The 18,646-nt window shown below is 43.6% G+C and carries 13 protein-coding genes and 1 pseudogene; 7 read left to right on the top strand and 7 right to left on the bottom strand.

Translation table 11 applies throughout. From position 1 onward, the window contains the following. Nucleotides 1-3: 3 nt before the first annotated feature. Complete coding sequence (gene ftsA, locus QE417_RS08690; RefSeq protein ID WP_311949347.1) at nt 4-1,347, top strand: cell division protein FtsA; 1,344 nt, start codon at nt 4-6, stop codon at nt 1,345-1,347. A gap of 213 nt (nt 1,348-1,560) precedes the next feature. Next, a pseudogene (ftsZ, locus tag QE417_RS08685) lies at nt 1,561-3,194 on the top strand (cell division protein FtsZ). Between the two features lie 138 nt (nt 3,195-3,332). Here ftsZ and QE417_RS08680 read toward each other — a convergent pair. Further along, nucleotides 3,333-4,124 carry a glucose 1-dehydrogenase gene (locus QE417_RS08680; protein WP_311949346.1) on the bottom strand — a complete coding sequence of 264 codons (792 nt, stop codon included), beginning with the start codon at nt 4,122-4,124 and terminating at the stop codon, nt 3,333-3,335. Nucleotides 4,125-4,381: 257 nt separating this feature from the next. Between QE417_RS08680 and QE417_RS08675 the strand changes: the two genes are divergently transcribed. Then, nucleotides 4,382-5,629 (top strand): aminotransferase class I/II-fold pyridoxal phosphate-dependent enzyme, encoded by a 1,248-nt coding sequence (locus tag QE417_RS08675; protein ID WP_311949345.1) that lies wholly within the window; start codon nt 4,382-4,384, stop codon nt 5,627-5,629. 357 nt (nt 5,630-5,986) lie between these two features. Further along, the gene (locus QE417_RS08670) at nt 5,987-6,163 is read left to right on the top strand and encodes a histone H1 (RefSeq protein ID WP_311949344.1); all 177 of its coding nucleotides are present in this window, start codon (nt 5,987-5,989) and stop codon (nt 6,161-6,163) included. A gap of 163 nt (nt 6,164-6,326) precedes the next feature. Here the strand turns inward: QE417_RS08670 and dapA are convergent, their stop codons facing one another. From dapA to QE417_RS08650, 4 genes are all read right to left on the bottom strand, one after another. Then, nucleotides 6,327-7,208 carry a 4-hydroxy-tetrahydrodipicolinate synthase gene (dapA, locus tag QE417_RS08665; protein WP_311949343.1) on the bottom strand — a complete coding sequence of 294 codons (882 nt, stop codon included), beginning with the start codon at nt 7,206-7,208 and terminating at the stop codon, nt 6,327-6,329. Between the two features lie 89 nt (nt 7,209-7,297). Further along, nucleotides 7,298-9,748 (bottom strand): DUF5686 and carboxypeptidase regulatory-like domain-containing protein, encoded by a 2,451-nt coding sequence (locus QE417_RS08660; protein WP_311949341.1) that lies wholly within the window; start codon nt 9,746-9,748, stop codon nt 7,298-7,300. Between the two features lie 155 nt (nt 9,749-9,903). Then, a complete protein-coding gene (gene ligA / locus QE417_RS08655; protein ID WP_311949340.1) occupies nt 9,904-11,916 on the bottom strand; it encodes an NAD-dependent DNA ligase LigA in 2,013 nt (670 codons plus the stop codon). A 119-nt stretch (nt 11,917-12,035) separates the two neighbouring features. After that, nucleotides 12,036-13,232, bottom strand: a complete 1,197-nt coding sequence (locus tag QE417_RS08650; protein WP_311949339.1) for a cation:proton antiporter domain-containing protein — start codon at nt 13,230-13,232, stop codon at nt 12,036-12,038. 263 nt (nt 13,233-13,495) lie between these two features. On the opposite strand from QE417_RS08650, the gene QE417_RS08645 reads away from it, so the two are divergent. The 3 genes from QE417_RS08645 to QE417_RS08635 all read left to right on the top strand — a co-directional run bounded on the left by QE417_RS08645 (nt 13,496) and on the right by QE417_RS08635 (nt 15,824). Then, a complete protein-coding gene (locus tag QE417_RS08645; RefSeq protein ID WP_311949338.1) occupies nt 13,496-14,566 on the top strand; it encodes an NADH:flavin oxidoreductase/NADH oxidase in 1,071 nt (356 codons plus the stop codon). 56 nt (nt 14,567-14,622) lie between these two features. After that, complete coding sequence (locus QE417_RS08640) at nt 14,623-15,051, top strand: OsmC family protein (RefSeq protein ID WP_311949336.1); 429 nt, start codon at nt 14,623-14,625, stop codon at nt 15,049-15,051. Between the two features lie 185 nt (nt 15,052-15,236). Further along, entirely contained in the window at nt 15,237-15,824 is a 588-nt protein-coding gene (locus QE417_RS08635; protein ID WP_311949334.1) for a DUF4230 domain-containing protein, read from the top strand. Here the strand turns inward: QE417_RS08635 and QE417_RS08630 are convergent. After that, a complete protein-coding gene (locus tag QE417_RS08630; RefSeq protein WP_311949333.1) occupies nt 15,814-16,926 on the bottom strand; it encodes an AI-2E family transporter in 1,113 nt (370 codons plus the stop codon). The two genes, QE417_RS08635 and QE417_RS08630, sit on opposite strands and share 11 nt — an antisense overlap. A gap of 149 nt (nt 16,927-17,075) precedes the next feature. Next, nucleotides 17,076-18,557: a glycine--tRNA ligase gene (locus QE417_RS08625; RefSeq protein WP_311949331.1), complete on the bottom strand. Its 1,482-nt coding sequence runs from the start codon at nt 18,555-18,557 to the stop codon at nt 17,076-17,078. Nucleotides 18,558-18,646 lie beyond the last annotated feature (89 nt).

Below are 18,646 nucleotides of genomic sequence, written 5' to 3'. Positions count from 1 at the left end.
GTTATGGAAAAAAGCATACCACAAGAGAAGAGCTCGCCAATTGTTGTTGGATTGGATATTGGTACTACCAAGATTTGCGTTATAGTAGGACGCAGGAGCAAGAATGGAAAGATAGAGGTACTGGGTATTGGTAAGGCCGAATCGGCTGGGGTTACCCGTGGGATGGTATCAAACATTGACAAAACAGTACAGGGAATTAACCAGGCCGTTGAGGTAGCCGGTTCGCAATCAAACGTAGAAATACGTATTGTGAATGTGGGTATTGCCGGGCAACACATTAAAAGTTTGCAACACCGTGGTTTAATTACCCGCCGCGACCTGAATACCGAGATCGGTCGTAAAGATATTGATAAGCTGATAGAAGATATGTATAACCTGGTGATGCCTCCGGGAGAAGAAATTATACATGTTTTGCCGCAGGAGTTTACGGTAGATAACGAGCCAGGAATTAAAGACCCGATCGGGATGTCGGGTGTAAGGCTTGAAGCTAATTTCCATATTATATCGGGACAGGTTACCGCTATTAAAAATATTGTAAAGTGTGTTACCAAAGGTCAACTGGAAAGCCAGGAACTCATTTTGGAGCCGCTGGCATCGTCAGAAGCCGTATTGAGCGACGAAGAAAAAGAAGCCGGCGTAGTACTGGTTGATATTGGTGGAGGTACTACCGATGTAGCCATTTTTCACGAAGGTATTATCCGTCATACTGCAGTTATTCCTTTTGGTGGTAACAGCATTACTGAGGATATTCGTGAAGGATGTTCAGTAATGCGCAATATTGCTGAGCAGCTGAAGGTAAGATTTGGTTCGGCCTTGGCTGATGAGAACAAGGAGAACGAGATTGTATGCGTACCGGGTTTACGTGGTCGCGAGCCTAAAGAAATTTCGGTAAAAAACCTGGCTTACATTATCCAGGCCCGTATCGAAGAAATTATTGAGCACGTGTACTACGAGATTAAATCATCAGGTTACGAAAAGAAACTCATAGCAGGTATTGTTATTACCGGTGGTGGTGCGCAATTAAAGCACTTATCGCAACTGGTAGAATACGTGACGGGGTTAGATTGCCGCATAGGCTATCCAACCGAGCATTTGGCCAAAAACGAGGTATTGCCAAAAGGAATTTACGAGGAATTACAAAGCCCGACTTTTGCAACCGGTATAGGTTTGCTTATTAAAGGTATCCAAAAAATGGAGTACGATACCATTACCTTAACCCAACCCGAAGCCAAGGTGCAAAAAGCAAAATACACCGATGAGCGCCGTTTTGGCTTGTTAGGCAAAATTTTAGAAACAGGTAAAAAGTTTATTAAAGACGATATTAAAGACGAGGACTTTTTGAAATAAGAGCCCCTCTAAATCTCTCCGCCTTAGGCGGAAAACTTAATAAAGCAACTCTTAAACCCTCCCTCCCGGGGAGGGTTTGGGTGGGGTTATTTAGGAGAGGTTTTAAGTTATTAACAATTTAGAAATGTTGATAAATTTTAAGCAAAAAGCTTTAATATTACATAGCATAAAACAGAATATCCATCGAATCACATACCCCTGAAAATAAGTATCATGCAGTTTGAGATGTTAAAAGAAAAATCGTCGATCATCAAGGTAGTTGGTGTTGGCGGTGGCGGCGGAAACGCGGTAAACCACATGTACAAGCAAGGAATTACCGGCGTAGACTTTATAATTTGCAATACAGATGCACAGGCGCTGGAGCTAAGCCCGATACCTAATAAGGTACAATTGGGTGCCAGCTTAACAGAGGGTATGGGTGCCGGTTCAATACCCGAGGTAGGTAAAAATTCGGCTATCGAAAACATTGAGGATGTGAAGCAGATGCTGGGCAGCAATACCAAAATGCTGTTTATTACTGCGGGTATGGGTGGTGGTACCGGTACCGGTGCAAGCCCTATTATTGCCAAAGCAGCCCGCGAAATGGATATTTTGACGGTAGGTATAATTACTACGCCATTTGCTTTTGAGGGCAAGCGTCGTAAAATGCAGGCCGAAGAAGGTTTGGAAGAACTGAAGAAATACGTGGATTCGTTCCTCGTGATTTCGAACGATAAAATGCGCCAGATATTCGGCAATTTAACGCTGGGTTCGGCATTTGCGCAGGCCGATGATATTTTAACTACGGCTGCCAAAGGTATTGCCGAGATAATTACACACCCGGGTTATATAAACGTTGATTTTAAAGACGTGCGTACCGTAATGAAAGATAGCGGTGTAGCCATTATGGGTAGCTATGCTGCCGATGGTGATAACCGTGCCTCACGTGCGGTAGAAGGTGCTTTATCATCTCCGTTGTTAAAAGACAACCAGATTGAGGGTGCTCGTTACATTCTGCTAAACATCAGCTCAGGTGTTGACCAGGAAGTTACCATGGATGAGGTAAGCATTATTACCGATTACATACAGGAAGAAGCTGGTTTAGCTGCCGACCTGATTTGGGGTAACTGTGTTGACGAAAGTTTAGGCAACAAACTATCGGTAACTATTATTGCTACCGGTTTCCAAACCAAAGACGAGCGCGAGAAAGAAGAAAGCACCAAAAAAGTGGTATCCATGCTGATGCCCGAAAATACACCGCTGGTAAAACCGGTGAACGAATTTGTTAAGCCTTCGGCTGTTAAAGAAGAAGAGCTGATCATGGTTAAGGCAAGCGCCCCTTTACAAAGCGACCTGTTTAACATGGCCGTTGCTGCTCAACAGCAGGAAGACCAGGCACAAGGAATTGTAAGGCACAACCTGATGGAACCTGAGCCGGAACCAACCCCTGAGCCACAGGCCGATGAACTGGTATTTAAAGTAACCGAAACGGTAATGAACTTTGCCCCGGTTAATGAAGCACCTGCTCCGCCGCAACAGCAATACGTTTCTCAGCCGCAACCACAACCCGAGCCAGAACCTGAGCCGGTTGTAAGTGCCGACGAAGGTAAAACCAATGAATCGATCGAGGAGCAACTACGCAAATCGCGCGAGCGCATTATGCGTTTAAAAAAGACCTGAGCATGAAGCTGCGCAACGGCAACATACAGGAACTGGAAAACGTACCGGCTTACAAGCGTAAAGAAATTTCGCTGCAACAACCAGCTGCCTCAAACGAAAGTTCGATCTCTAAATTCTCGTTATCTGATAACGATGGTAACCCCGAGATTCGCCGCAATAACTCGTTTTTGCACGATAATGTTGATTAAATAGATCACTAATCGTTTCCCTTCACGTCATTGCGAGGAACGAAGCAATCTCTGCGGAGATATATAAATAAAACGCCCGGTTCATATGAGCCGGGCGTTTTGCTTTGCTGTGATTGGTTTTATAAACAATCTTTATCACTACACATTCCCATAACTATTCGATTGTCCGCCATCAATGGCAATTACCTGCCCGTTTACATAGCTGCAGGCTTCGCTCAGTAAAAAGCAAACAACCTTGGCTACTTCTTCGGGTTTACCCAGCCGTTTGGTTGGGTTAGCTTGTGCGTATTCTGCTTCGGCAGCAGCGGGGTCTTCGGGGTTTACTTGCTTAAAGGCACCTGCAACCATCGGCGTGAGGATAGCGCCCGGTGCTATAGCGTTGGTATTGATGCCGTAGCGGGCATATTCTAAAGCAGTATTTTTAGTGATACCGACTACCGCGTGCTTGCTGGCTACATAAGGTGTTTGGTTCATTACCCCGCGTATACCACCAACCGATGCTACGTTCACTATGCGTCCGTAATTTTTACTTTGCATGTGAGGTAAAACATGTTTTATACCGTAGTAAACGCCCAGCAGGTTTATGTCAATTACTTTTTTAAATACGTCAAGGTCATAATCAACCAGTGGCGCTTGTTTACCCTCTATACCGGCATTATTATAAAAACCGTCGATAGCGCCAAATTTGTTAATGGTTTCCTTAACGTAGTTCTTAACGTCATCTTCATTCGATGTATCGGCAATTATCGTTAACACATCACTGTTGGGGTATTGGCTAAGAATGTCGGCTTTGGCTTTCTCCAAACCTTCGGCATTGTAGTCAACCAGGGCAAGTTTTGCGCCGCTGGCAGCAGCTTCAATAGCGGTAGCTAATCCTAAACCCATTGCAGCCCCGGTAATGAGTATTACTTTTTCTTTTAATTCGCTCATAGGTGTATCTTTTAATTATAAACGCAATTAATGTTTAAACATGTATAAGTATGGGTTTGTTTTTTGATGTAATTCCATACTAATTTACTATGGAGAAGCAAGTGCCATTGTGCACCTTAATTATTTTAATTATATTTAGGTAGAACGCAGTTAATGAAACAAGAAGGTATGGTTATAACCTATTATAAAAAGTTATAACCATTGTTGCCCTGCATTTAAACCGCTATATTTGTAATTGAATAAATAGATTAGAGACATTGGATTTATTTGACAAAATATCAAAAAACTTAGGCGGCCCTATTGGTATGCACCAAAAATGGTCGCACGGTTATTTTTCGTTTCCTAAGCTGGAAGGTGAAATATCTGCCCATATGATGATGTTTAACGGCAAAGAGCATTTGGTTTGGAGCCTTAACAACTACCTTGGTTTAGCCAATCATCCCGAGGTGCGTAAGGCCGATGCCCAGGCCGCTGCCGATTATGGTATGGCATACCCAATGGGTGCGCGCATGATGTCGGGCAATACCAAGCACCACGAATCATTAGAGCAAGGACTTGCCGATTTTGTAGGTATGGAAGCCGGCTTTTTATTGAATTATGGCTACCAGGGCATGGTATCCATTATTGATACATTGGTTGACCGTAACGACGTTATTGTATACGATGCCGAATCGCACGCTTGTATAATAGATGGTGTACGCCTGCACATGGGTAAACGCTATGTTTACCAACATAACGATATTGCCAGTTTCGAAAAACAAATGGAACGTGCTACCAAGCTTACCCAGCAAACCGGTGGGGGTATTTTGGTAATTACCGAGGGCGTTTTCGGTATGTCGGGCGCGCAAGGAAAGATCAAAGAAATTGTTGACCTAAAAAGCAAGTACGAGTTTCGTTTGCTGATTGATGATGCGCACGGCTTTGGTACCATGGGTAAAACCGGTGCCGGCACCCACGAGGAGCAGGAGTGTATAGATGGCGTAGATGTTTACTTTGGTACGTTTGCCAAATCGATGGCCGGTATAGGTGCTTTTGTGGCTGCCAAACAAGATATTATTGCTTTCCTGCGCTACAATATGCGTTCGCAAACTTTTGCCAAGGCTTTACCTATGCCCATGGTTATGGGCTTGCATAAACGCTTTGAATTATTGAAGGCGCAACCTGAGTTACGCGAAAAGCTGTGGCTAATTGCCACTACACTGCAAAAAGGTTTAAAAGAGCGTGGCTTTGATATTGGTAACACCAATACGATGGTTACCCCGGTATTTTTGAAAGGCGATTTGTTTGAAGCCACCAGCCTAACCCGCGACCTGCGCGAAAATTATGGTATCTTCTGTTCAATTGTGGTGTATCCGGTAATTCCTAAGGGATTAATTGTACTGCGTTTGATTCCAACTGCAACGCACTCGCTCGAAGATGTACAACGTACGCTGGATGCTTACAGTGAAGTTGCCCAGAAGCTGAAAGACGGTTTTTATAAAGAAAAGAACCTGGAACTTGCTTAAACTAAAAGCTTAGCTATACAAAAGCCCTCTGTTAACGGAGGGCTTTTTTGTTATATGAGGTGTTTACAAGAACGATTTATAGGTAATCTTGATTCAAGAAGTACATTTTTAGGCTTATAAGGGCGATTTTTATGAATGAAAGTTTTCAACAATTAGCAACTGTTATTATCAAAATTTAATTAATAACTGATAATTAATAGTATAATTCAATTAAACGGCTGTTTTGAATGAAAAAGTGCTTAAACAGTGCTTAAAACGCACTTTTGGGTTGATAAACGTTTTTTTATTTAAAAAAAAGATTTTAGATTAGCCATAGTTAAAACAATAAACCTCAATCTTTAAAAGGAGTAAATTAAAATGGACAAATTTAACCAGGTAAAAGAACTTATCGCTTCATTAGAAGGCGATGCTGACAAATTCTACAACAAAGGTAACAGTGCTGCTGGTACCCGCGTACGTAAAGGTATGCAAGACTTAAAAAACCTTGCTCAAGCTATCCGTTTGGAAGTTCAGGAATCTAAAAACAAAGCTTAATTTTAAGCAATAAGTTTTTACTTATCTTATAAAAAAAGCCTGTCGGTAACGACGGGCTTTTTTTGTGACCACATCCTATACTTGATTATGGTGACTAAATTATTCATCAAACAAAAAAGCTTGCCCAAACGAGCAAGCTTCTTTATGTTAAATGTCAGATTGCTTAGCCTACTATCTTTTTCAGTTCAGCAGCAATTTTATCGGCAGCGGCAGGGCTAACCTGTACCAGCGGTAAACGCAATGTATCGCCGCAAATATCCAAGTGCTTAAGTGCGGTTTTAATGCCACCTGGGCTACCTTCGGCAAACATGAGGCGGGTAAACTCAATAAGATCGTAGTGGCCCTTCAAGGCCGCTTTAAAATCTCCCGAAAGGCAGGTACGTACCATGTCAGAAAACTGGCGAGGCACGGCATTGCCAATAACCGATATTACACCCACAGCACCCATGGCCATCATAGGCAGGGTAACCGGGTCATCGCCCGAAATGAACAGGAAATCCTCCGGTTTATCGCGCATAATATGGTTAAACTGTTCAAAATTGCCCGATGCTTCTTTTGTGCCTATAATGTTCTTAAAGTCATTAGCCAAACGTAATGTGGTCTCTGCGCTTACATTACTGCCGGTACGGCTGGGTACGTTGTATAAAAGTACAGGTAATGATGAAGCCTCAGCAATAGCCTTATAATGCTGGTAAATACCCTCCTGAATTGGTTTATTGTAATAAGGGCTGGCTGATAGTATAGCATCATAGCCTTCGGCTTCAAAACCTTTTATGGCCTCCACAACCTCGTAGGTGTTATTGCTTGCAATACCTGCAACCAGGTTTACACGTTTGTTTACCTTCTCAGCAGTAAAAGCCCAAACCTTCTTCTTCTCATCCTTATTCAATGTGGCGCTTTCGCCGGTTGTACCTAATGATACCAGATACTCAACACCACCGTCAATAAGGTGGTTTATCAGGTTTTCGAGGCCGGCATAATCAACCTGGCCATCGGTAGTAAACGGAGTTACCATGGCTACTCCGGTTCCGTGAAACATTTTCATTTTATAATAATAACAGGGTGGCTAATATAGGATTTTACCCTTTTAAATGAGCCATTTATTTATACTGCGTTAAGTTTGTATCAACTTTTTTAGAAATCAACGGTAAGGCGTAGCGCATTTTTGGAGTTCAAGCCACTGTTAAACGACCATCCGTACAAAGCCTTGAAGCCCATATAATTTAAACCTACTCCCAACTCCGAATAGTTTTTAAGCGTAGGGGTAGTGAGATAATTAACTTTGAGTACTTCCTGCAATTTTAACCGGCGTATGAGCGGTAGCTTGCTTAAAAACAATCCACCAAAATTATGCTCGTAGTGGCCTTCCAGGTATTTATCGGCTGTGCTGTTGGTATAGTAATTGAGCATCAGGAATGAATTTGGTGCATCATGGTGCAGTAGTATCTCATTACCCGAAAAGTGCTTATAATCGGTAAAATACACGTTGTTGGCATTGATGAATTTACCGGCACCAATATAAAAATCAAACTTACCCCAAAGCCCCAGGCTAACGTTGTTTTTTGATATGTTAGCGGTAATCAAATTATAATCTACATCAGAGCCCATAACGTTTTTAAATGCTTTAGTATAGGCTACCTCGAGTTTAGGGTATTTAGATGGTAAGTAGTAACGGCCGGTTGGATAGGTGACATAACGGTTGCTGAAATCGTAACTGGTGCGTAGGGTTACCTTAAATGATTGGTTGTTAGGGAACAACGGGGTGTTACTGTTAGGCGTAAATGGGTTGTTGGAAGTAAACTCACGGTCTTTTTTAAAGAAGCTGTAATCGGATGTGTTGTCCAGCCAGCGCCTGTCGGCATATTCGGCCCCAATGCTGCCTTGCCATCCGCCGGCTATGCGGTGCGATATGCCAACTGCTGCAAAATGTTTATCGTAAAGCTTTTGGTAATTTTGGCGATAAAGCAAACTCGCCATCGAATTTGCAAATGCCGTAATAGGAAAGGTATTATTTAAATCAATCACATCCGAACCACCGCTAAAACTCAGCGTATAATCTTGTATAGGAATGATGCCTGTAACATTGCCATGCAGCAATTTATTGCTGAAGCCATAACGTACCCTACCCGATAGTCGCAAATACCGGTTACGGGCGCTATCAATTTGTTTGGTATATGATGCTCCGTAGTTAATGGCCACGCCTTCGACAGTGTTATACAGTAGTGAGCCAATAACCGATTCGGTATTGAAATAGCTCTTTTTATACCGGTTACGCACACTAACGCCCGAGAATAGGAATTTTTCTAAAGAAACCTTGTTGTATACCTTGTCCAACGAATCGAGGTAAGGTTTTGATTCGCGTTTTTTGGCCAGCACGGCTTTCTTTTCGTAATCGGTAATCTCTTCGGTAGTGAGCGGGATAGGGCGCGCCTGCTGCCAATAGGTCGAATCCTTTTTATTTACCCCGGCAGTAACCTTCATTACCTCTGCAAAATCTTTACGGGTGAGTTTAGGGGCAATATCATAGTTTTTAAATACGGCCACAAAGTAACCACCCACCTTAAAGCTAAATAAGCCGGCAGTAAACTCAAACTTAACCGATGCCGGCATCCAGGTATTGTTGCTTACCGGTACAAACTGCTGCTTTACGGTAAGGGTATCAACAAAGTTTATACCTGCCGATTTGGTCAGCATTAAATCGGCGCTGTGAATGCGCCAGCTATCTTCAATAATATAAATATAACCTTCAAAAGTAGGTTCAAATTTGCGTTTAGGTGTTACCTGTATACGGTTAATGGTTTCGCCGTTTTCAACGGTTTCGCCCATGTATTTGTAGTTGTAAAATGATAAGGCATTATCGGCAATGGGCGATACCAGCGGACGATTGCTCAAGCCTTCCCAGTCCTGCAAATTCTGGTAAAAGTTAACGTTGAGATCTGATGCCCGGTTAAAACTAAATGCCCGGTTGCTGCCCGATACTTTCGACGATACCATTTCCTCATGGTACATATCGGGCTGCATAAAGGCCAGTTTAGATTCTGATTCGGACAGGTACACAATGCCGCGGCGGTTAGAGTCCAGTCCGGCTTCGCGGGCCATTTGGTTAAGGTCGCGGCCCATGAACTTTTTGGGCATGTTCAGGATGCGTTGTAATCCTTTGATATAGGTGTCGGTAGTGTATGATCTAACTTCATTTAAATATCCCTTGCGCTTGCGTATAGCCTTGCGGATAATGGCATAGGCAGGGTCTTCCCCGCCTGCTTTTACCACTACATTTTGCAGCTGGTAGGCTTCAATGGCAAGTTCAATATTAAGCGTTTGATTGCTTTTAAGCTCTATTTTACGGCTTTCCTGTTTATAGCCTATGGCCTTGAATTGCAGCTCATATGTGCCGGAAGTAAGGGTTAGCGAGTATTGCCCGTCGGCGTTGGCGGGTGAGCCCTTAGTAGTGTTTTTTACCAAAATAGTGGCAAAGGGGATAGGCTGACCAGCGTTATCTTTCACCGTACCGCTTAGGGTAAAGTTTTGTGCTAATACGGTAACAGATAAAAAAAGGATCGTGACAAGTGTTAAAGCAGATTTCATTTGTGTATGATAGGGGTTGTGCCCTAAAGATGCAAATAATTGCTTTACCGCCTTGTTAAATTGTGTTAAATAGGCTGCTATGCCCTGATTTTTTCTTTTTTAAAGCTTAAAATCTCACGAAAAATTCCCTGTTTTACGAGTATTCAATTGGGCATTTACAACAAGCCCATCAGCTCCTCATCACTAATAATAGGCACATTCAGCTTGTTAGCTTTCTCTAACTTTGAAGGCCCCATATTATCACCGGCAACCAGGTAATTCAGCTTGGCCGATATGCTGCTCAATATTTTGCCGCCGTTTTGCTCAATTATTTCTTTGAGTTCCTCGCGGGAGAACTTTTCAAAAACGCCGGAAATAATGAACGTTTTGCCGGCCAGTTTATCGCTTTGCAGCACCACCTCTTTCTCTTCGGAAATAAATTGCAAACCCTGACTTTGCAGCTTTTGCAGTTCGGCAAGGTGGGCTTCCCCGCTCATGTATTCTACCAGGCTTTGGGCTATGCGCTCACCAATTTCGTCAACGGCGGTAAGTTCTTCTAAGGTGGCGGCTTGTAGTTTTTCTAAGGTTTTAAAATAAGCTACCAGTTTGCGGGCTACGGTTTCGCCTACGTAACGGATGCCGAGGCCGAATAGCACCTTTTCAAACGGTTTTTCTTTCGATTTTTCGATACCGGCCAGCATATTGGTAATGGATCTTTCGCCGAAACGTTCCATTTGCTTCAGTTCATCGGCATGGGTATACAGCTCGTAAATATCGCTGATGTGTTTGAGCAGGCCTTTTTGATAAAGGGTTTCAATGGTTTCATCGCCCAGGCCGTCAATATCCATAGCTTTGCGGCTCACAAAGTGCTGCATCTTGCTTACTATTTGCGGCGGACAACCCTCATCATTAGGACAATAGAAAGCAGCCTCGCCTTCTTTACGCTCTAATGGCGTACCGCAAGCCGGGCAGGTATCTAAATACTCAACAGCTTTGGCATCGGGCTTACGTTTATCGGGGTTTACGCTGATGATCTTGGGGATGATCTCGCCGCCCTTTTCTACATAAACGGTATCGCCCTCATGTAAATCCAAGCGAATAATTTCGTTGGCATTATGCAATGTGGCGCGTTTAACCGTGGTGCCTGCCAGCAACACCGGTTTAAGGTTAGCCACAGGCGTCACCGCACCGGTGCGGCCTACGTTATAATCAACGCTCAGCAGTTCGGTTTCAACCCGTTCGGCTTTAAATTTATAAGATATTGCCCAGCGCGGAACCTTGGCCGTAAAGCCCAACTCTTCTTGCTGGCCGTAGTTGTTTACTTTGATAACGATGCCGTCAATATCAAAGCTCAGGTTAAAACGCTCAGTGTCCCAGTAATTAATAAACTCCAGCACTTCCTTAATATCGGCACAAAGTTTACTATCATTACTCACCTGTAAACCCCAACTTTTAATGGCCTGCAAGCTTTCCCAATGCGTTTTAAATGGCGACTTTTCCATGTGCAGGGCATACAAAAAGCAATCCAGCGGGCGGCGCGCCACCTCGGCCGAATCCTGTAGCTTCATGGTGCCCGATGCAAAGTTGCGCGGGTTGGCATAAGCTACTTCGCCTTTCTCAATACGCTCGTCGTTCAAACGCTCAAAGGCTTTGCGGTGCATAAACACCTCGCCGCGTATCTCAAATAAATCAGGGTAGCCGCTATCAGCTTTTAGCTTTTTAGGGATAGTGTGTATGGTGCGCACATTGGTGGTCACCTCATCGCCCTCAACACCATTGCCGCGGGTAACGGCGCGGGCCAGCTTGCCATCTTCATAAGTAATGCTCATGCTCAGGCCATCAAACTTAAGCTCCACTACGTACTCAAAATTATCGCCAATGGCTTTGCGTACCCGCTGGTCAAAGTCCAGCAGCTCCTGCTCGTTATAGGTATTACCTAACGATAGCATAGGCCAGCGGTGCCTTACCGTTTTAAACTCCTTGGTAACCTCGCCGCCAACCTTTTGCGTGGGCGAATCAGGATCGGCCAACTCGGGGTGTTGTTTTTCCAGTTCGGCCAGTTCTTTCAATTTAAAATCAAAATCCTGATCATTTATAGTGGGTTGAGCCAGCACATAATAGTTGTAATTATGCTGCTTAAGCTCAGCGGTAAGCTCGGTAATGCGTTGTTTAGCCTGGTTAGTTGCCATAGGGCGAAGATAGCGTTTTTGCCAATGAGTGAAGGTGTGAATGAGCGAATGAGTGAGTAATGAGTGGTTGAAATAATTCACTCATTCGCTCCCTCTCTCTCTCATTCACTCATTGTACCCTAAACATTCTCAAACTCTTTAGCACTCACCCGGCGGTTATAAAAAAACAAGCCTATACTCATGATGATGCTGGTGCCCAGTATCACCACAAAGAGCAAGCTGGTTTCAACACCGGGCAGGCGAAGCGGCTGGGGGATGTTGTAGTAAAGCAATACGCTGATGAGACCGCGGGGAACGATCACCAGTTCGGGCATGAGCTCTGTTTTTAGCGCCAGTTTAATGTATACGAAACGAATGAAATAGATGGTGAACAGGATCAATCCGCCGATGAAAAGCACGGTTGATTTTTGCAGTTGATAAACATCCATGGTAAAACCGAAGATGATAAAGAAGAAGGTGCGCATTAAAAAAGCGCTTTCGGCCGATAGTTGGAGGAGCTGTTTAAGGTCGATCTGCAGGCCGTGGTAAATAAAGTGTTTGCGGAACCAGGGCAAATTAATTTGGTCAGCATTGTTAAAAAACAGGCCTAAGGCCAGCACAATAATTAATGATGATAAGTGGAACGACTGCCCAATAGCGTACACTAATATGAGCAATGCAATAATGAGGAAGAATTTAACATGATGTGTAATGCGGCCAATAAGGTACAATAACAGCAAACAGGCCACTTGTGCCAGTATTAAAATGGCCACCAGTTCAACCCCCAATTTGGCAAACGAGCCAATGCTGATGTAGCTGTTACTCAGCATAAAATTGAACAACACCACGGTTAAAATATCCGAAAACGATGATTCATAAATAATGAACTCCTTTTTTTCCTTGTTGATGTTGGATGCCGAGGGTATGGCAATGGCCGAACTGATAACACAGAACGGAATGGCATTCATAAAACACCGATAAAAATCGGCTTTGGTAAGTATGTATATTAAGCCCGATATGCAGAACGTGGTGCATATCAAAATAAAAAATGCCGACATAAACGAGCGCTTGATCACCTGGTTTTTTGAGGGCGAATACTTGAGTTCGAGCGCACCCTCAAACACAATGAGTATTAAACCCAAGGTACCCAGCGTGGGTAAAATGGTAGTAAGGTCGAAAACCTTAATGCCAAAATAATCAATTACCTGGTGTATGGCCACACCTAAAAACAGCAGCAATAACACCGATGGTATTTTGGTTTTACCGGCAATTAAATCGAACAGGTAAGAGAAAATTACCAGTGAGCAGAGGACAATTAAAGTAGTATAGGTAGTCAAAAGCTAAAATCGTTTAAAGCAATATAGCATTTTCATGTAAATTGTTGTGAATTGATGTGCAGATGGGAATATGTGCAGATGTGCGAATGCGTAAATGTGCAAATCCATATTTTATTCAATAATTATAATCTGGCTCAAATAACATTTGCGCATACACACATTTGCATATCTTTTATTCACCGGCACATCACTACACATCTTTACAAACCGGTTACAGGTTATTGCTGTTTGTGCTGTAAGTTTGAGTAATATCTATCGAACAAATGACTAATTTATTTTCGCCCTTAACTATTAAGGGCACTACGTTTAAAAACCGTGTAGCGGTATCGCCCATGTGCGAGTATAGCTGTACCGATGGGTTTGCCAACGACTGGCACCTGGTTCACCTTGGTGCATTTGCCACGGGCGGCGCAGGTTTAATTATTACCGAAGCCGCTGCCGTATCGCCCGAGGGGCGCATTACTTATTCGGATTTAGGAATATGGAAAGATGAGCATATCGAACGCCTCAAACAAATAACTTCTTTTATAGAAGCACAAGGCGCAGTTGCCGGTATTCAGTTAGCGCACGCCGGGCGTAAAGCCAGCCATGATAAACCCTGGCTGGGTGGCAAACAATTTCCATCCACCCATGAAAACGGATGGGTAACTTATGGGCCCAGTGCTTTAGCGTTTACCGATGGTGAAGAAGCTCCGCTGGAGTTAGACAAAGCCGGTATTGAAAAAGTTAAGTCCGATTTTAAATCAGCTGCCGAACGTGCGCTTAAAGCCGGTTTTAAAGTGGCCGAAGTACACGGTGCGCACGGCTATTTGCTGCACCAGTTTTATTCAACGTTGAGTAACCAGCGTACTGATGAATATGGTGGCTCGTTTGAAAACCGTATACGCTTATTGGTAGAAGTTACCGAAACCGTGCGCGAGGTTTGGCCGCAGGAGTATCCGCTGTTTGTGCGCATATCATCAACCGACTGGACCGAGGGTGGCTGGACCATTGAAGATTCGGTAAAACTGGCTGCGGTTTTAAAAGAAAAAGGTGTAGATTTGGTTGACTGCTCTTCGGGAGGAAACGTACCTAAAGCAGTTATACCTAATAAACCGGGCTACCAGGTTGAATTTGCAGAGAAGATCAAAGCACAAACCGGGATATTAACCGGCGCGGTGGGGTTAATTACCACACCGGCACAAGCCAACGAAATTATAGAAACAGGCCAGGCCGACCTGGTGTTGATGGCCCGCGAAATGCTGCGCGATCCGCATTTTGCCTTGCGTGCAGCACATGAGTTAGGGCACCAAATTGAGTGGCCTGCACAATACGAACGCGCCCAATGGCGTTAAACTTAATTGAAAGCAAGAACTAATTTTTAACCTTAATAATCAATCCACAAAAAACTATGAAACGTACAGCAACCGCACACTGGAACGGAACATTAAAAGACGGCTCGGGCCAATTAACTACCCAAAGCACTACTTTAAACCAAACTCAATACTCGTTTAAAACACGTTTTGAGTCGGGCGTGGGTACCAACCCCGAAGAATTATTAGCCGCTGCACACGCTGGCTGCTTTACTATGGCGGTAAGCGCTGCTTTAACTCAACAAGGTGTTACCCCCGGCAATTTAGATACCGCCGCAGTTTTAGACCTTGATATGGCTAACCTTGCAGTAACAGGTATACACCTCGAAATTAAAGCTACCGCTATCGACGGCGTATCTGAAGATCAGTTTAAAGCCATAGCCGAGGATGCTAAGAAAAATTGTATCATCTCTAAAGCATTAAGCGTTCCGTTTACGTTGAACGTTATTTACGGCGTAGAGGCGTAATAAAATAGTAATAATACACATGTGTCATTGCGAGCGTAGCGTGGCAATCTCTTAGCGCTTAGTAATGAACGCGATAAAACTGTCACGTCGCTGTCGCTCCTCGCAATGACAAGATTTTGTAATATTTTCAAAGAGCAGACAATAACGTCTGCTCTTTGTTGTTTAATGCAGATATAAATTAAAATATGCGCCGACGTTTATCGCTCACCTTACTCTTCGTTTTGGTTATTACAGGTTTCCTCATATTCCTGTTCTTTTACATGAAGCACCAGTTCAGCACCGTTCGTACCGAAGTTAAGGAGGATGTGATGGTTGAAAAAATAACGGCCATGGGCAAGCTCGAACTGGTAAAATACAGCATGAAAGATGTACTGGAGAAAAAGCAGATACATACCCTTTTACCGGATGAACGAGTTTTATTTGTAGCAGTTGGCGAAGTAACTGCTTGTATCGATCTAACTAAGGTGACCAAACAAAGCATTACTCGCAGCAATGGCGACAGCGTGGTTACTGTAACCCTGCCCCAGCCAGAAATTTGCTATGCGAAGCTCGATCATCAACGCTCAAAAGTATATGATGTAAGCGGCGTAATACTACCAAGCACCACCAAAACCATGGTTGAAGATATTTACAAGCTGGCCGAAAAACGCTTACTGGATAATGCGAGGCAGCAAAATATAACCGGTATGGCACGTCAAAATGCGCAGATTATATTCAAGCCCTTGTTAGAGGGAATATCGGGCAAAACAGTTGTACTTAAATTTAAGAAGTAGGAGTGTCGTTTTGAGCCGGGGCATTGCTACGACGTAGTTGCCATATGTGTGCCTTACTGCGGGTGGGTATATTATCACCCAGTAGTTTGCCCCATGGTTTCAAATCATCAATACGGTCAAATATGATTTTAAGTACGGCTATAAATGGTATAGATAAAAACATACCCGATAACCCCCATAATGAATTTCCTAACAAAACAACTACGATAGATATGAGTGCATTGATTTGCACTTTAGATGATACGATGCGAGGCACCAATATATTATTATCAATAAACTGTATAAACAGGTAAGCGGCAATAACACCCAACTGCGTACCGTAACCATCGTGCGTAACAGTAGCCATTAATACAGGCAATGCAATGGCAACCAAACCTCCAATATAAGGCAGCAGGTTTAGTAAGGCGCCAATTACACCAATGAGTATTGCATAAGGAACATCCAAAAGCAATAAGGCTACTGAGTTCATGATGGCCACTACTAAAGTTTCGGTAAGGAGGCCAATAATATAGCTTTGTATGGCCGCTTTGGTTTCCTGTAATATCTCGGCCACCTGTGCCGAATTTTCTTCGGAGAATACTTCGAATAGAAAGTTTACGATCAGCGTTTTATACAACAGCATCAAAAATACATAAACCGGTATCAGGAAGATGATACTTAACGTGCCCAACACGGTATTGAGTGTTTTACCAACCAATGATTTACTGCTCTTCATGGCACCGTTTATAAACTGCACCTGTTTATGCGTATCGATGCCGAAGTGCTGAAATATCCAGACTTTAAGATCGGCGGTAATGTGTGCAAACTTGGCTTTTAGCGTGGGCAGCGTATCTCCAAAAGATATTATTTGCGATGACAGGAAATAAAACAAACCGGCAATAACAATTACTGCAATAAACATGGATATGATGATAGCCGGTATTTGCGGAACTTTTGCCCTGATTAGTCTGTTACACAAACGGTTAAGCAGTATGGCTATAAAAGCTGCAAAAGCCAGTGGTACCAATATATCGGCCAGGCTGTTCATTACGTAAACAACTAAAATTAGTCCGAAAAGAACAACGGTAGCCTGAAGATAAAATGGGTACTGTTTGGTTTGCATGTTGAGTGGTAAATACTATTAGCAATAAGCAAAAATGCAGGTTAATGTTTGAGGTTGGTAAAAAAGAAAAGCTGCCTGTTTAGGGCAGCTTTTAATTATCACGTCATTACTTCGTACCTCGCAATGACGATTTTATAATATCGGCAATTTTATCTCAATACGTTTTTCCAGCTTACCAAGTCACCAATTATCTTTTCTAATTGATCGGCAGGTACGCGTTCCTGCTCCATGCTGTCGCGGTGGCGTATGGTTACGGTATTGTCTTCCAGCGTTTGGTGGTCAACCGTTATACAGAACGGTGTACCAATGGCATCCTGTCGGCGGTAGCGTTTGCCAATGGCGTCTTTCTCCTCATACTGCATGTTGAAGTCGAGTTTAAGGCTGTCCATAATTTCACGGGCTTTTTCGGGCAAACCATCTTTTTTGGTAAGCGGGAAAATAGCGGCTTTTACCGGTGCCAAACAAGGGTGCAGGCGTAAAACTGTACGGCTGTCTTGTTTTTCTTCGGTGCTCAGGTCTTCTTCCTCGTAAGCGTTGATCATGGTGAGCAGGAACATACGGTCCAACCCTATCGAAGTTTCGATAACGTAAGGCACGTAGTTACCATAAGGTTTGTTGGTTTCCGGGTCAACCTCAGGGTCAAAATACTGCATTTTTTTACCTGAGAACTGCTGGTGCTGGCTCAAATCAAAATCGGTACGGCTGTGTATACCTTCCACTTCTTTAAAGCCGAACGGGAATTCAAACTCAATATCATAAGCGGCATCAGCATAATGCGCCAGCTTAACGTGTTCGTGGTAACGGTATTTTTCGGCTGGTGTACCCAAAGCCAGGTGCCATTTTAAACGGGCTTCTTTCCATTTATCAAACCACTCTTTTTGCGTGCCGGGGCGTACGAAGAATTGCATCTCCATTTGCTCGAACTCGCGCATGCGGATGATGAACTGGCGGGCAATAACCTCGTTACGAAAAGCCTTACCAATTTGCGCAATACCGAACGGAATTTTCATACGGCCGGTTTTTTGCACGTTAAGGTAGTTCACAAAAATACCTTGTGCTGTTTCGGGGCGCAGGTAAATGGTGTCGGCATCATCGGCCACGGCTCCCATTTGGGTGCTGAACATGAGGTTAAACTGGCGTACTTCGGTCCAATTGCGGGTGCCGCTTATCGGGCATGCAATTTCATGCTCAACAATGAGGTCGCGCAGGCGTGGTAAATCGTCGGCATTAAGGGCTTTATCCAACTCCAGTTGCAATTGCTCTGCCTTATCAGTTTTGCCGTCTTTATCATATTTAGCTATGCGGTCTTCCAGTAACTGGTCGGCACGGTAGCGTTTTTTCGAATCCTTGTTGTCGATCATCGGGTCGCTGAAACCATCAACGTGACCGCTTGCTTTCCATATTTTAGGATGCATAAATATGGCCGAGTCAATACCTACGATGTTATCGTTCAACTGCACCATACTTTTCCACCAGTAGGCTTTGATGTTGTTCTTCAGTTCGGCACCATTTTGGCCGTAATCGTATACGGCGCTTAGTCCGTCGTAAATTTCACTTGACTGAAATACAAAACCATACTCCTTGGCATGGGCAATCACATTTTTAAACAGTTCGTCGGTATTTTTACTCATAGCGCGTCAAAGATAGAATTTTTTTGATGTGTAGAAGATGTGCGGATATGCAGATGTGAAAATGTGCAGATGGTTTTTGAACATGAATT

This window comes from Mucilaginibacter terrae (assembly GCF_031951985.1).
GTDB classification, from domain to species: Bacteria; Bacteroidota; Bacteroidia; order Sphingobacteriales; family Sphingobacteriaceae; genus Mucilaginibacter; species Mucilaginibacter terrae_A.
This window is presented reverse-complemented; position numbering and strand designations above follow the sequence as displayed.

Coding starts and splice junctions, on each gene's coding strand:
- ftsA (WP_311949347.1), top strand. CDS start 4: ATGGAAAAAAGCATACCACAAGAGAAGAGCTCGCCAATTGTTGTTGGA.
- QE417_RS08680 (WP_311949346.1), bottom strand. CDS start 4,124: ATGAGCGAATTAAAAGAAAAAGTAATACTCATTACCGGGGCTGCAATG.
- QE417_RS08670 (WP_311949344.1), top strand. CDS start 5,987: ATGGACAAATTTAACCAGGTAAAAGAACTTATCGCTTCATTAGAAGGC.
- dapA (WP_311949343.1), bottom strand. CDS start 7,208: ATGAAAATGTTTCACGGAACCGGAGTAGCCATGGTAACTCCGTTTACT.
- QE417_RS08660 (WP_311949341.1), bottom strand. CDS start 9,748: ATGAAATCTGCTTTAACACTTGTCACGATCCTTTTTTTATCTGTTACC.
- ligA (WP_311949340.1), bottom strand. CDS start 11,916: ATGGCAACTAACCAGGCTAAACAACGCATTACCGAGCTTACCGCTGAG.
- QE417_RS08645 (WP_311949338.1), top strand. CDS start 13,496: ATGACTAATTTATTTTCGCCCTTAACTATTAAGGGCACTACGTTTAAA.
- QE417_RS08640 (WP_311949336.1), top strand. CDS start 14,623: ATGAAACGTACAGCAACCGCACACTGGAACGGAACATTAAAAGACGGC.
- QE417_RS08635 (WP_311949334.1), top strand. CDS start 15,237: ATGCGCCGACGTTTATCGCTCACCTTACTCTTCGTTTTGGTTATTACA.
- QE417_RS08630 (WP_311949333.1), bottom strand. CDS start 16,926: ATGCAAACCAAACAGTACCCATTTTATCTTCAGGCTACCGTTGTTCTT.
- QE417_RS08625 (WP_311949331.1), bottom strand. CDS start 18,557: ATGAGTAAAAATACCGACGAACTGTTTAAAAATGTGATTGCCCATGCC.